Source organism: Williamsia sp. R60 (assembly GCF_054063855.1).
Genome location: NZ_JBSSGR010000003.1, coordinates 1,053,674 through 1,067,509, shown reverse-complemented (window position 1 = coordinate 1,067,509; position 13,836 = coordinate 1,053,674). Strand labels below are relative to the sequence as shown.

Annotated in this window: 10 protein-coding genes and 2 pseudogenes; 7 read left to right on the top strand and 5 right to left on the bottom strand. The window is 63.6% G+C overall.

Annotated features, from left to right (window positions below; translation table 11 throughout):
• Position 1: 1 nt before the first annotated feature.
• Positions 2-2,203, bottom strand: a complete 2,202-nt coding sequence (locus ACVWY6_RS18415) for a molybdopterin-containing oxidoreductase family protein (protein ID WP_457539985.1) — start codon at positions 2,201-2,203, stop codon at positions 2-4.
• 156 nt (positions 2,204-2,359) lie between these two features.
• On the opposite strand from ACVWY6_RS18415, the gene ACVWY6_RS18410 reads away from it, so the two are divergent.
• The 5 genes and pseudogenes from ACVWY6_RS18410 to ACVWY6_RS18390 form a co-directional block, all read left to right on the top strand.
• Positions 2,360-2,935: a cysteine hydrolase family protein gene (locus ACVWY6_RS18410; RefSeq protein ID WP_457539983.1), complete on the top strand. Its 576-nt coding sequence runs from the start codon at positions 2,360-2,362 to the stop codon at positions 2,933-2,935.
• The gene (locus ACVWY6_RS18405; RefSeq protein WP_457539982.1) at positions 2,932-3,540 is read left to right on the top strand and encodes a cysteine hydrolase family protein; all 609 of its coding nucleotides are present in this window, start codon (positions 2,932-2,934) and stop codon (positions 3,538-3,540) included. Before ACVWY6_RS18410 ends, ACVWY6_RS18405 begins: the two co-directional genes overlap by 4 nt.
• Entirely contained in the window at positions 3,537-5,366 is a 1,830-nt protein-coding gene (locus ACVWY6_RS18400; RefSeq protein WP_457539980.1) for an FAD-dependent oxidoreductase, read from the top strand. The genes ACVWY6_RS18405 and ACVWY6_RS18400 overlap by 4 nt, the downstream gene beginning before the upstream one ends.
• A 34-nt stretch (positions 5,367-5,400) precedes the next feature.
• Entirely contained in the window at positions 5,401-5,883 is a 483-nt protein-coding gene (locus ACVWY6_RS18395; RefSeq protein WP_457539978.1) for a winged helix-turn-helix transcriptional regulator, read from the top strand.
• A gap of 149 nt (positions 5,884-6,032) precedes the next feature.
• Positions 6,033-6,203, top strand: a pseudogene (locus ACVWY6_RS18390) (alpha/beta hydrolase); the annotation flags it as partial.
• A 322-nt stretch (positions 6,204-6,525) separates the two neighbouring features.
• On the opposite strand, the pseudogene ACVWY6_RS18385 reads toward ACVWY6_RS18390, so the two are convergent.
• Positions 6,526-6,768 (bottom strand): annotated as a pseudogene (locus ACVWY6_RS18385) (4-hydroxyacetophenone monooxygenase); the annotation flags it as partial.
• Positions 6,769-7,322: 554 nt separating this feature from the next.
• Positions 7,323-7,790, bottom strand: a complete 468-nt coding sequence (locus ACVWY6_RS18380; protein WP_457539977.1) for a ferritin-like domain-containing protein — start codon at positions 7,788-7,790, stop codon at positions 7,323-7,325.
• 1,425 nt (positions 7,791-9,215) lie between these two features.
• Here ACVWY6_RS18380 and ACVWY6_RS18375 point away from each other — a divergent pair.
• Positions 9,216-10,163, top strand: a complete 948-nt coding sequence (locus tag ACVWY6_RS18375; RefSeq protein ID WP_457540210.1) for an enoyl-CoA hydratase/isomerase family protein — start codon at positions 9,216-9,218, stop codon at positions 10,161-10,163.
• Positions 10,164-10,173: 10 nt separating this feature from the next.
• Here ACVWY6_RS18375 and ACVWY6_RS18370 read toward each other — a convergent pair whose 3' ends face one another.
• Positions 10,174-11,514 (bottom strand): amidohydrolase family protein, encoded by a 1,341-nt coding sequence (locus tag ACVWY6_RS18370; protein WP_457539975.1) that lies wholly within the window; start codon positions 11,512-11,514, stop codon positions 10,174-10,176.
• Entirely contained in the window at positions 11,508-12,530 is a 1,023-nt protein-coding gene (locus ACVWY6_RS18365) for a CoA transferase (RefSeq protein WP_457539973.1), read from the bottom strand. Before ACVWY6_RS18365 ends, ACVWY6_RS18370 begins: the two co-directional genes overlap by 7 nt.
• A gap of 398 nt (positions 12,531-12,928) precedes the next feature.
• On the opposite strand from ACVWY6_RS18365, the gene ACVWY6_RS18360 reads away from it, so the two are divergent.
• Entirely contained in the window at positions 12,929-13,507 is a 579-nt protein-coding gene (locus ACVWY6_RS18360; protein WP_457539972.1) for a hypothetical protein, read from the top strand.
• Positions 13,508-13,836: the final 329 nt, after the last annotated feature.

The window sequence follows — 13,836 nt, the reverse complement described above, 5'->3', positions numbered from 1 at the left end:
ATCAGTTCTCACCCGCGCCGAACAGGGTGAGCGGTATGTGCGCGGGCGGCATCGCCAGGGGCCGGATGCGGCCGGCGAATCCCTTGAAGTGCGGGACTCCCTGCTCGCGGTCGAGATGCTCTGGGCCATCGCCGACCAACATGCCGTCGTTGTGTAAGTCGGCCCCGGCATCGGGGATGTGACTTAGCAGCTCCGGGAACCACCATCCGTGTGGCACACGAAGGTGGCCGGGCAGCATGTCGGATCGGATGTCGACTTTCGCCTGCACTACCCCGTGGACGGACTCGACTTCGGCCCAGGCGTCTTGGGTCAGTCCGTAGGTCGTGGCGTCGTCGGGGTGGACGAATACCGTTGGCCAGGGTGACAGTTTGCGGGCCGAGGGCAACTGGCGTTGCCCGGTTTGGAAGTACGGGTCTTCGCGGACGCCGATGAACACCGTCATGGGATGGTCCGGCGAGCGCGGCGCCTCCCGGTAATAAGGCAACGGATCGAATCCGAGGTTCTCCAGGATCGAGGACCTCAGCTCGACTTTGCCACTGGGGGTACCGAATCCGTGTTTGCGGTAGGTGCGGTAGGGCTTGGGGGCCAATTTCATGTCGTAGCGCTCGCAGAACTGCTTGAAGGTCATCCCCGACGGTTCGAGCCGGTAGTCGAGCATCTCTTCGAGCGTCGCCCAGGGCAGGTGCTCGGCCAGGCCCATCCGCATCCCCAGATCACGCCAGAACTCGAACACGCTGCGGCTCTGACCCGGTGGTTCGACGGCTTGCTCGGACGCGACCAGCCACGAACGCCATCCGAAAGAGTCATGCACGTTCGGGCGCTCGAGCCAGGTGTCGCCGGGCAACACGAAATCAGCCAGCTGCGCAGTCGGGGTCATGAACAGTTCGTGAGCCACGATCAGATCCTGGTTGAGCAGCCCTGCTCGCACCTGTTGCTGGTTCGGATAACTCATCAGGGTGTTGTTGCCCAAAGTGATGAAAGCCTTCACCGGGTAGGGGTCACCGGTCGCCATGGCACGAAACAGCAGGCTGGGGTTGGCCATGTAGGAGCCCATGATGATGTTGGCGTAGGGGTAGCCGTGCACCCGCTCGGTGTGCGGTGCGAGCATGTCGCCGACCCGATGGGTATACACCGGGAACTGGTCGTAACCGAACTGTTTGGCCCGTTGCTCGGCAGAGAGTGCCTCGTGCATCTCGATGGTCGACTCCGCGCGGATGTCGGGGTTGAAGCCGTAGAGCAGGTCCCCGCCGGGGATGTCGAGGTGACCGCAGATGGCACGCAGGATCGCCTGGAGCCGGATGATCGATGTCGACGAGACCTGCTGATCCACCACCGGCGACCACGGGATGACCGCCGATCGAGCACCGGCGTACATGCGCGCCGCCCGCCGGATGAGTTCGGCGTCCACTCCGGTGATCTCGGCGACCCGCTCGGGTGGATACTCCGCCGCCCGGGCCGCGATGTCGTCAAATCCGACGGTCCAGTCACGAACGAAGTCATGGTCGTAGAGCTTTTCGCTGATGATGACGTTGAGCCATCCCAGGCACATCGCTGCGTCGGTGCCCCCGCGCAGTTGCAGGTGGATGTCGGCTCGAGACGCCTGACCCGACACCCGCGGGTCGAGGACGATCAGAGTGCCACCCTTGGCTTGCATCTGGCGGATCAGTCGGTAGATCGGGGTCCAGGAGTGCTTGCGCGGGTTGTGACCGAACAGCACTACCAGATCGGTGTTGATCAGGTCAGGCCAGGGAAACCAGCCGTAGGTGAGTTTGTTGACCGCGGCGGTGTTACCCATACACATCGCGACGCCACTGACCCAGTTCGGCGAGCCCAGCAGGTTCATCACCCGTCGGCCGATGCCGTTCTCCACGCTGGTGTTCCAATTCGAGGTCGACACCGCGAACGCTTCGGGGCCGTGGCAGTCGATGACCCTGGTGAGCCGCTCGGCGATCTCACCCATCGCGTCGTCCCACGACACCGGCTCGAACTCGCCGTCACCGCGTTCACCCACCCGCCGCAGGGGCCGAGTGAGCCGGTCAGGTCGGTCGTACAGCCGTGGGGCAGCGATGCCCTTCAGGCAAAAGTTGCCGGCGATGACCGGATTCGCCGGCGGCGACACCCGCGTCACCCGGCCATCGTCCACCTCGACCTGCAGTTGGCAGGCGATGTCGCAGACCGTGCAGACGGCGCGTTTGGTGACCACTCGTCCCCTCCTGAGTCGTGCTGCCTGTGATAGCGACAGCGTTCCACCCGACCGCTGGCTGCACTGTTGACAGTCAGGGCTATGGTGGCTAACTTCACGGTTGAAAGTCAACTGAATGGCGATCGACTCCGATCGCCCCGACCGGCCGGGGGCCGCATGCCATCAGCTCTGCTTGTCGTGGATCCGTTGAACGACTTCGTTTCCCGCCGCGGTAAGGGATGGCCGTTGCTTCGTGAAGTCTCCGGCCAGGTGGGTTTGGTCGACAATCTGCGCGAAGCCATCGCATCAGCGCGGGGCCGGGGGGTACCCGTCGTGTTCGCCCCACATTCACGCGCAAGCGAGTGCGGGGTGCACGCACATCCGACACCCAATCAGGACCTGATGCGCCTGAGTCGGTTCTTCGACGGGTTCGGAGGGCGATTTCACCCTGAACTCGCCCCCGCCGCCGGGGAGTTCGTTGCCACACCACACCACGTGTCCAGCGGTTTCGGGGGGACGGATCTGCACGCACATCTGCAATCGATCGGGACCGAGCACGTCGTGATCGGTGGGCTGTTGACCAACACGTGCATCGAATCCACCGCCCGCCACGGCGTGGACCTCGGTTATCGAGTCAGTGTGCTCGCCGATGCCGTCGCTGCGTGGACAGCGGCCGATCAGGATGCCGCGTTGGGCGGCTCGCTCCCCCTGGTGGTCGATGAGCTGATCACGACCGCGGAGTTCGCATCGTGAGTGTGTTCAACACCGCGGTCGACCGGGTGATGCGGGGACTGGTCGCATGGAGAATGCGTCCGCAAAACACCTACCACCCGAGCCACACCGCGGTCATTGTCGTGGCTCCAACGCACAACACGCGACCAGACAGCCCACCCAACGGTGTTCGGTTACGGCGCTGGGCCCGCAAGGCCGACATCACCGTCATCGTCGCCTCACGGGACCAGTCTGCCGCCATTGACGCGGCCGAACAGAGTGCAGATCGCGGCGCCGGCGGTGAACCGGTACAGCCGGTACAGCCGGTAGACGAATCCGTTGATCTGGCCGACAACGAGCTGCTGATCGCGCCGTTTCCAGGGCTATCAGCGTTCACCAACCCGGCACTGCTGGCCGCGCTCACCGACAGGCAGATCGATCGGGTGATCGTTGCGGGCGCCCGCACCGAGATCGAGGTCGATTCCACCGCCCGCGATGCGCTCGAAGCGGGCTTGCACACCACTGTCGTCAGCGACTGCTGTGTGGGTTTTAGCCCGGCCGGCCACAAGAGCACCATCGACATCACACTCCCCCGACTGGTCCACGCGGTGCTGACCCTCGACGAACTCACAGCGCTGACCCGATGACCGCGACAGCAACCGACTCCCCCCAGCCTCGCCACGTCCTCGTGCAGGCCCAAGACTTTCACGACCGCGGCGGCTGGACCTTCGATTCACAGTTCGCGCACGAGATGGGTGCACCGTACCTGCTGGGGCACGGCCTGGGCACACCTGTCGCCGACGCTCACGCCACCGTCGAGATTCCCCAGGCGGGCCACTATCGCGTGTGGGTCAGAACCAAGGACTGGGTGCCCTCGCATCACCCGGGACGTTTCACCGTCACGATCGGCGGGCGCACGCTGGCCGAGCCGTTCGGAGCGAGTGGTAACGGTTGGGCGTGGGAGCCCGCGGACGCACCCACCGTCCACATCGCCAGCGGCGCAACAGAAATAACTCTCCATGACCTCACCGGTTTCGACGCGCGTTGCGACGCAATCTATCTCAGCCTCGACGACGCACCCCCGCCCGACGAGGCAGTGGTCCTGCGGCGATGGCGACGAGAACTTCTCGGGCTGCCGGATATCCCGCCTGACGGTGGCCCATTCGACGTCCTGATCATCGGTGGCGGTGTCACGGGATGCGCCGGCGCGCTGGCTGCGGCCCGGCTCGGCCTCCGGGTCGCTCTCGTCCACGACCGGCCTGTTCTGGGCGGCAATGCCAGTGTGGAGATTGGCATCACCCCACGTGGCGAAACCGGGCCGCTGGTCAACGAGTTGTCGGCCCGCAACCCCGATGGGGATCTGACCGCCCACGACGTCCTCGCCGCACAGACCCGTGTCACGGTCTTCTTTGAACACCGGGTGTTCAACGTGATCACCGAGGAGCGCCGGGTGACCGCGGTCGACGCGCGCGACCAACGGACCGGACGCGAGCTCCGGTTGCGGGCACCTGTCGTGATCGATTGCAGCGGGACGGCGATCATCGGCCTGCTGGCGGGCGCGCGCACTCTGTACGGAAATGAGTCAGCAGCAGAGCACGACGAACCCTCGGCGCCTCCAGAGCGTCTCGAACAGCATCACGGGCACACGCTGTTCTTTCGCACCCGCGAGCATGATGCACCCGTCTCCTTCCCCGAGGTGCCATGGGCCCTGGAGGTGGCCAAGGACTACGCGAACCTGGGTGGCCAACTCGTCGAGCCGGGCATCGACAACGGACCGGGCCCCGTGGCAGGACGATTTCGCCATCCCGACCCGGCCACGCGGCGCCGAATGCTCTTTCCTGCCACACATTTCTGGGAGTACGGCCAGTTCCTCAATCCGTACACCCAAGGCGAACAGATCCGTGACCATCTGCTGTGCGCGATCTACGGGACCTTCGCGAACGTCAATGCCCTGGAACCGGACACGTGGTCGAACCTGGCGCTCGACTGGGTTGCTTTCGTTCCCGGACAGGGCGAATTTCGCCGCTACCTGGGTGACCATGTGTTGACGGAGAACGACATTCGCGAGCACCGCCACTTCGACGATGCGGTGGCAACAAACTCCGGGGCGTTCTGCCTGCATTATCCGATCGACGACACCTACGATTTCCGCCTCAAGGACTGGAAATGGGACACCCGTGACGGACTCCCGTTCGACGTGCCGTTCCGGTGTCTGTATTCGGCCGACCTCGACAACGTGATGATGGCCGGTAAACACATCAGCGTCACCCATGTCGCGGGGTCGGTCACCAAGTTCATGGGCAACGGCGCACAGCACGCCATCGCCGCCGCGGCCGCCGCCGCGTTGTGCGTGCGCCACGACATGACGCCCCGCGACGTCGGTGAACACCACCTCGACGAAGTGCGCCGCAACATCTCGGCGATGACAGCACCGCGACCGCACTCATCAAACGCCATGCACAGCGGCGACTGACCGCGGCGAAGACCGAACAACCTAGGCTTGAGCTATGCGATGGCTCGATGTGGACACCACCAACTGCTCGGTCCAAGCGACGCTCGACATCGTCGGCCAGAAGTGGTCGTTGCTCATCATTCGCGAACTGTTCAACGGGGTCCATCGCTTCGACGACATCCAACACCACATCGGCATCAGCGAGGCAGTCCTCGCACGCCGGCTCCGGGAACTGCAAGACGCGGACGTGATCGAGGCCCGCAAGTACCGCGAACCCGGCACACGCACCCGCCACGAATACCGACTCACCGCCGCAGGACTCGACCTTTTTCCCGTCCTGATTGCCCTGCTGAACTGGGGCGACAAACACCGAGCACCCAGTACCGGCGGGTCATGGGAAGTCCGACACCGCGACTGTGGAGAGCAGGTCACCGCCGTGGTCACCTGCCCCACACACCCCACAATCGCCCTCGACCACCGCCACACCGCCACCAACGCCGGCCCGGACGCGATCGCATCCCTGCCCCGCCGGAAATAACAGTCACTGCCGTGCGGCCACGGCGCCAAAACGATTGAGCAAGCCACATCTTCCCAGGAGGCGACACCGCTGTGACCACCAAAGCCCCCACACGCACCTACGCAGAGCAGCAGTCATGGCGCGAACTAGAACAGTTCCTTCCGCCCGATGACCTTGTCGTTGCCTTCGTTGCCGCCGAACGCCAACGCACACACCGACCGATCTTTCTCTTCGGCCTGAGCGCCAGCGGAGTGCTCGCCTACCACGTCGCCGCACGAACTCCACTCGACGGCATCATCGGCATGACCGTCCTCGACCAGCGCATACAAGCCGTCCGGGACCGATCAACCGAGATAGCGGGACCATCTGATTCCGCTGAGAACATCCTCATGCCCCCCCAACGCAGGTTCTAGCTGCGTTGGGGGGCGCAAAGCCCCATCGTCGTGAGCTCTGCACCAATGGGCCGAGTCTCCTTGCAACTTCCCTCGTCGCGCTGCGGTCCAATGAACACATCGCCGACGGTATACCGCGACTCAACCACGACCGGACCGCTCGTTCTGCCACGCGGTGGGAGATTGCCGGCTGTCCTGACACCCACGACGATCACATCGCTCGCGCCGCCAGCAGGGTCCGAAAACTAACAGTTCGCGGGCGATCATTGCACACCAACGCTGAGCTGTGGTTCAGGCCGGAGTTCGGACCGAAAGTGAAGTACATGTTCGGATATCCCGAGACGGCGACGGATTTGCAGGCGTACGCGCCTGCACTCCATTCGTCAGCGAGGACGCGGCCCTCGCGGCCGGTGATCGGAATCGGTGTGCCCTCCATGGATACATCGAATCCCGTCGCGAAAACAATTGCGTCGAACTGATCTTCGATCTTCTCGACGGTGCGGATCCCTTTCTCAGTGGATCAGCCATTTCGGTCAAATGCACCCAGGGCGGCTGCGCGTCAAATCGACTCTGCGACGACGCAACCGTGGGGATGACCCCTCTCAGCGCTGCGGCCCGCGGGCTCATTTGTGCTGGCACGTTGGGACAAGCCACTCGTTCTGGTCGCGGTCGGCATTGATTTCACCCCGGTGCTGTCCATCCTCAAACTGCGCCCGAAGTCCACGACGAGCGGGTTGTGCTGAGCTACGCGAACAGATCGGCCGAATCGGTGATGTTGGCGAGTACCCTGGCCGACCTACTCCAGCGTATCCAACCTCTGCGGCCCTGTGGGTTTTCATGAACCTCGCCCATGAGACGCACGTCGCCGCGGGGCTCTCGCCCCATGCCAAACACCGTGAGGTCTCACCTCCATCCAGGCCAAACCGTTCCATACCTCGGTCGCCGACCCGCCCGACACCGTTCTCCTCGCCACAATGCTCGACAACGGCACCGACGCCCTCCGACAGCATCGACATCGTCATCGAATAGCCACCTGGCTTCGACGACCGACTCCCAGTCGGGTTGTGTCTAGTTGAGCCGGTTCGCGACGTACAGCGAGTCCCCGAGCCGTTCGTACAGCTCGACTTCGGTTGCAAGCCAATTGAGATGCGCTTCCTCGTCTTTGAGGATCTGTTCGAGCAGCGAACGGGTTGTCGCATCGTGGGCAGCTGCAGCCTGCTCGGCGGCACTGTTCAGAGCCGGTCGAACATTGACCTGGGCCTCGTAGTCATTGTGAAGGACTTGCTTCAGGTCCACGCCTATCTGGGGCGTCGCAATGGTGAAGTCTGGTTGACCTCCCAGGTCGAGGAGCCGCTCGAGCAGGGCCGTGATTGTTTCAGGTTCGTCGTCGATGTGCGTGCGCATCGCGGTTGCCAGACCTTCCAGTCCCCAGGAATCGACAAGAGCGACGTGTGCTTTGTGCTGGGCATACCCGGACCAGTAGCCGCCGATCAGGCGGTTCAAAAGGTCTGTGGTCGCGTTTTTGCTGTCATTCATTGTGATTCTCCTTGCAAAACCTGGTGACGCCGAGCCGCCCGGGACCCGGATACTTGCTACACCCAAGACAGTAGTGCACCACTCAGTTGTGCGCAATTTAGTTGCGTACCATTTGCGACCGTTTCTTCTCGCCCTACGAAAATGGGGTCGCCCGGCTGCCACTACGGGTCACGAACACTGGTCGCCCCATCACGTCGGCGACAGAAGTTCCGCGTTTGCGGCCGTCGCGGGAGAGCTCGCAGGGGTGCCACCCGGTCCCTGGAGGACTGCCACGAAGCCCCACTTGTGACTCAGTCTCAGTCACGGGTTGCGGGGGTCACGCCCTGGCAAGGGCGTTCCGCGCCGGACGAACGTAGAGAGCATGGACCCCCCGCGGGGGCGGCGCGACATCAAACGAAGAGACCTTGGAAATACGCTGGTGTTAGTGATCGGCGCCGTCGCCGACGCGTGAGTTGATGAGCGTGAGCGACCGTCCGCGGCATTCAGCGCGACAACGATTGCAAGCACTCCGTAGATCATCTCTCGCCCTAGAAGAAGGAATCTACAAGGTTGCTGCTCCACGGCCGACGAGCAGTTGGGTGGTGGCCAGGGCCCGATGAGAGTTTCGAACAACGCGGTACCGACACTGATGGCAAACTTCATGCCCGGTGCCGTTAGGGGCTGTACTTATCGAGGTCGGTCGGCCGGCATCTGCGCTAAATGGATTTAGCGCAGGACGAATCCCAACGCCGACCATCCACCGCCACCGAACACCCCAAAAAATGAAGACGGCCCACACCTCGCGTGAGCGAAGGTGCAGGCCGTATCGACTTGCGCCCGAGGGGATTCGAACCCCTAACCTCTTGATCTCGACTCGTACATCGTTACCTGTCCACTGCAGTCCACGGCTGTACTGCTGAGCAGCAAGAACTTGGTTGGAGTGTCCAAGGACCACCATGTCCGTCTCTGGAAATCCAGCTCAAAGTGATGGGTAAGTGATGGGTCAGCAAGTCGAAGCCGACCGGTCGAGAGGTGACGGCCACCGCTGAGGCCACAACACATTTCGCTCACAAACGTCGATCTCATAGAGAACGCTTCGGCGAGCCTGACGGTGTACTGCCGGCATGGCGCCGTCGCACCATTCCTGGTGCTCGATCGTCGTGGTCACCCACGCTAGCCGCGTCGCTGGTCAATGCCGTCTGGGTCGAGGTCCACCCACAGAGTAACTAGTCGTTTTGCACACGCACTGTGCGAACATACTGTTCGCACCAACACCCTGTCGATGTCCTGCCGTATGGGTCCTTCGTCTCTTGTCATGGTCTGGTCTCGGTCGGCACCTTTGGTGGATGGATCGCCCAAGCTGAACACTCGCAGTGCTCGCTAGTTGATTCGAGTAGTCTTCATATCGCGATGGGAGGGCCGATTGTGACTGATGACTTGCCGATCATCGACCTCCTTGATCCGCTGTTGCCGGTTGCCGACGAGTGGTCGTTGACCGGCCCGACTGTAGGGGTGTGCCGTGGGCCGCTGCCGACCTCCGGGCCGGCGGCACAGTGGCTCGATCGGGCGTCGTTCACCCTGACCGATCAGGTCGCCGATGACCCTCGTCTGGTGCAGGTCGCCTCGATCGACGAGACAGTCGCCCTGATCATCGAGCGGATCGCTGCACGTCCTGTCGCGGCGACCATCTGCGACGACGTTTTACGCGCAGGATCTTCGCAGGGCAACACCGCAGCTGGTTTGATCACCGAATCTCTGGCCTACTCGACCTTGCAGGCCGGGCCCGAGTTCGCACAGTGGCTCGCCACTCAGGGCCCGCGCCGTCGCCACGTTCAGGACGACTCAGTATTGTTGTCCCGCACTGATTCTGACGTCAGCATCATGTTCAACCGGCCGGATCGCCACAATGCGTTCAGCAACTCGCTGCGCGCCGGACTGATCGACGGACTGACGGTTGCGCTGCTCGATCGATCAGTCGAGTCCGTGATGTTGCGGGGCCGGGGCCGCTCGTTCTGCAGCGGCGGCGACCTGTCGGAATTCGGCATGTTCACCGATCCCGCCAACTCACACCTCGCTCGGACCCGGCACAGCCCCGCGCTGCTTCTCGACGCGCTGACCTCGAGACTCGGGGCCCGCTGTCGCGCCGAAGTTCACGGCGCCGTACTGGGCAGCGGCCTGGAGATGGCCGCCTACTGCGGGCACGTCAGCGCCCATCGCGGAACGCTTCTCGGTTTACCCGAACTGGACCTCGGGCTGGTCCCCGGGGCCGGAGGCACGGTCAGCATTCCGCGGCGGATCGGCCGCTGGCGCACCGCGTATCTGGTGATGAGCGGGCGTCGCATCGACGCCGCCACTGCGTTGGACTGGGGCCTCGTCGACGCGATCGTTGATTGACTCAATTGTCCTACGGCCAGATGATCCGGCCGCCAACAATTGTCGTCGCGACGATGTCGGCCGACAGCTCGGCAAGGACGTCTTCGGGTCCTGCAGACATCAGGCACAGGTCCGCCCGGGCTCCCTTCGCTAGCTTCCGGGGGCGTGCCGGGGAATGCGGATCACCGGTGAACAGGTTCAAAGCCGTTGTTGCATCGACTCTCTCATCTCCGGACAGCACCGCACCCGAAACTGTCACCCGGTCTCTTGCTGCCCGCATCGCTGCCCAGGGGTCGAACTCACCGAACGGTGCGTCGGTACTCCCGGCCACTGGCACCCCTGCTCGTCGCAGACTCGCCACCCGCCACAACATGTGCCGCTCCGGCGCTGGCACATCGACGAGGTATTGATCGCCCCGCTCGGCCACGAAGTTGGGTTGGGTCACCACGGTGACCCCGAGCTCCCTCAGATCCGACAACATCTCCTCGGGCACCATGGCTGCATGCTCGATTCGATCGCCGCATCGGACACCTGCTCCCCGGAGAGCGGCAACGGCGACAACAAGCTGCACAACGGTCACACAATGCATCGCGACCGAAGTGTTGTCCGCATGCACCTGTGCGATCCAGAGAGTCAATTCGTCGAGGTCCAACGAACTGTCATCGAGGATACGTTTGACCGGACCGATCTCGATATGTGAATAATGTTGTCCGCCAGGCCGGGACAGTACGACAACTCGCTGCCGCAACTGGCCTTCATCGATGGCGTGCTCGAGTGCGGCAAGATCGTGGGGACCGAGATCAGGTGTCGCCTCGGTGAACCCGGTGACGCCGAATGCAGCCAGCCGGGTACTGAGCGGCGCAAAGTCCATAGGTTCGCCGGCTGTGATCGACGCGAACTGTGCGTCTTGCCGAAAGAAGCGGCCGGTGGGGTGGTCCGGCTGGTTCAGTGCGACCAGGCCCAGGGTGTTCACCATCCACAAGGCGCCGCTGCGGTGTTGGATCCTCAACGGGGCGTGGTTGAACAACTCATCGAGTCGATTTCGGTCCAACTCGCCGGCGACACTGTCGTGATAGCCGACCGCACGGATCCAGCCGTCCGCGCGCGGTGCACTCTGATCGAGCACCGCTTTCAACTGTCTCGCTGTCTTGACATGCGGCGGACCGACTTTCACTGACTGAAATGCTGCGATCGTCGCGCGCAGGTGCAGATGGTGGTCGTGAAGTCCGGGAAGAAGCGTGCCTCCGCGTGCATCGAGGACTTCTTCATCACCCACCGCCGCAAGTTCGGTGCCAACCTCGGCCAACCGACCATCAGCAATACTCACCGCGATCGGCTCACCGGTGATTTGTCGCGCGTCTCTGATCAACATCCCGGACCGCGGCGTTTCTCAACGAGGTCGATGACCCATTTGTCGTCAACGCTCTCGAACACCGGTTCAGGAAACCGCGGAGCCCGTGGTGCCGCGATTTGGATCTCGCCGTCGCCCAAGGGGTCGACATCGTCCAACACCGGCACCTTCGCGTACTCGGCTGCCACTCCTGCCATCGCGACGTCGATCAGTTCACCACCACCACGACCGAGCGAGGCAACTACTGCATGTGCGGCTTCGAGCCCGGTCAGTGGATCGGCGATTGCGTCCCCACAGAACACCGGGCCCCGAGCACCTTGCCCGACCAACCCGCCGGCTACGGCGGCGTCATCACCGAACGCCACGCGGTTGCTCACATCAGTTGCACTCCCGTAACCGGTGATGCGTACCCAAGCACGCCCTGCCCGCGGGGCTCTCGTGTGTGCGGCAAGACCGGCCTGTTCCAGCGCTCGCGGGCGGGAGGCCTCGATCACCACGTCCGCCACATCGAGAAGACCAGCGAGCCCGGCGGCGCGGTGATCGATTTCCGACGAGTAGAACAGCTTGCGCCCGTTCATCCACGCAAAGAAGTCGGGATGGCCGGCCCTGGCCCCGTCAGGCCGGTGCGGACTCTCGACCTTGATCACTGTGGCCCCGAGAGACTGCAGGAGCTGCCCGCACAGTGGACCCGCCCACATCGCAGACAAGTCGACCACCACAAGCTCCGACATGTCACGCGGTCCGCGAGACGGCCACGGTTTGCTGACCTCGGTGGAACCTGACGTAACCGATCCCAGGACCGAGGCCGGAATCCCCAGCAGCTGAGCTCGTTCGACGATGTCGCCGGCATGCATGGCGGCCAGCGATCTCTCCAGCCTCAACCATGGGTCGCCGATCGGTTCGTCGCTTTCGAGGAGCGCATCCAGCGAGTCGGTGTCAACTCCCCGAGACAGCGTGATCGCCACCCACTCGTCGAGGCACCGCAGCAGGCGGGAACCCCCGCCGACAGCCTGCTGCCCGGCGCGCGAAGTACCCATCAGTGCCGCCCGACCCGTCAACAGTTCGTGGACATCCGCGTCGAATAAAGCAGCGACCTGATCGACCCGCGCGAGGATCGGCGCTCTCGAAAAGTCCGGCGTAAAGGAGTCACCAGTCAGGTGGGCCATGCCGCTCCTCGCCCAACGCCGTGCGGATGCCCGCACGTCACCTCTAGTTGCCACGTTCAAGGACTACCACTCTTGTGGTGCCGTCTGATACACAATGCCGGCCCACGGGTCGCGAAAGAGACGATGCAGGACGTAATTTCGCGGCCCGAAGGAATTCGGCAGCCGGACTTGAACTGCGTACCCGCTGCTCAGCAGTACGAGTGTGGACGGACCGATAGCAGGGGTCACCGAACGGATCTACCCTTTCCTGGTCTGCGACAATGCCTGCCATGAGCAGCGGCAGCACCTCCCCATGGTCACCCAGCGGTCTCCATCAACGCCTGGTTCGCCGCAACGCCGGACCCTTGACGGCCGCGCGAGCATCGGCCCGCCTGTCTGCGTACGTGTACGGCAACGTACTCACCCTGGCCGCGGTCGTCGCTGCCGGACAGCACACCATCGAGACCGGCGCCGCGGCTCTGTTCGTCGTCGGCACCACGGTGACGACGCTGCTGGCCCACGTGTTCGCGCAGTTCGTAGCCACCTCGAACATCCCAGAGGCTCATCCACATGTCAGCGAGTCCGAACGCGGGTCCTTCGCGCGCGCAGAGATCCGGGACGCCATCCCCATCGCGTCGTCAGGCGCGTTCCCTGCACTGATCTTGGCGCTCGCCTGGCTTGACGTTCTGCCCGCCTGGTGGGCCCAGCTGGGGGCGGGAGCGGTCGTCGTGGTGCGTATCGCGATGGTCCGCACGGCGACCGAACGTCTCCGCGGCTCCCCGCCCTCGTTCCGGGTGTTTCTCGGCGGGCTGACCACTGCTGCGGTCGCGGCGGTAATCGTGCTGTTGAAAGTTCTGATCGGTCACTGACTGACAGTTGTGGATTGCACTGACCGACACTCGCCGAATCATGTATCCCGGTGGACTTTTCCGGCACCATCGAGATGGTCGGCCATTCAGCCACAGCATCACATTTCGTCGACTTCTTCCGGGCCGGCTACAGCGCCTTCAGATGGCCCTGGCGTTTATGCACTGAGTGCCATTATAGTTATATGAAATACCTAATAGCGCCCAACGATGGCCTAGGTCGCCCGCAGCCCCTCATGCTCCTGGGGTGAGCGCTCGAACTGGGACTGCCCTTCGCGAGAGCCTCGATCGATCTCGAGACGCTCGACAATCGAAGAACCCCGGCAATGTCG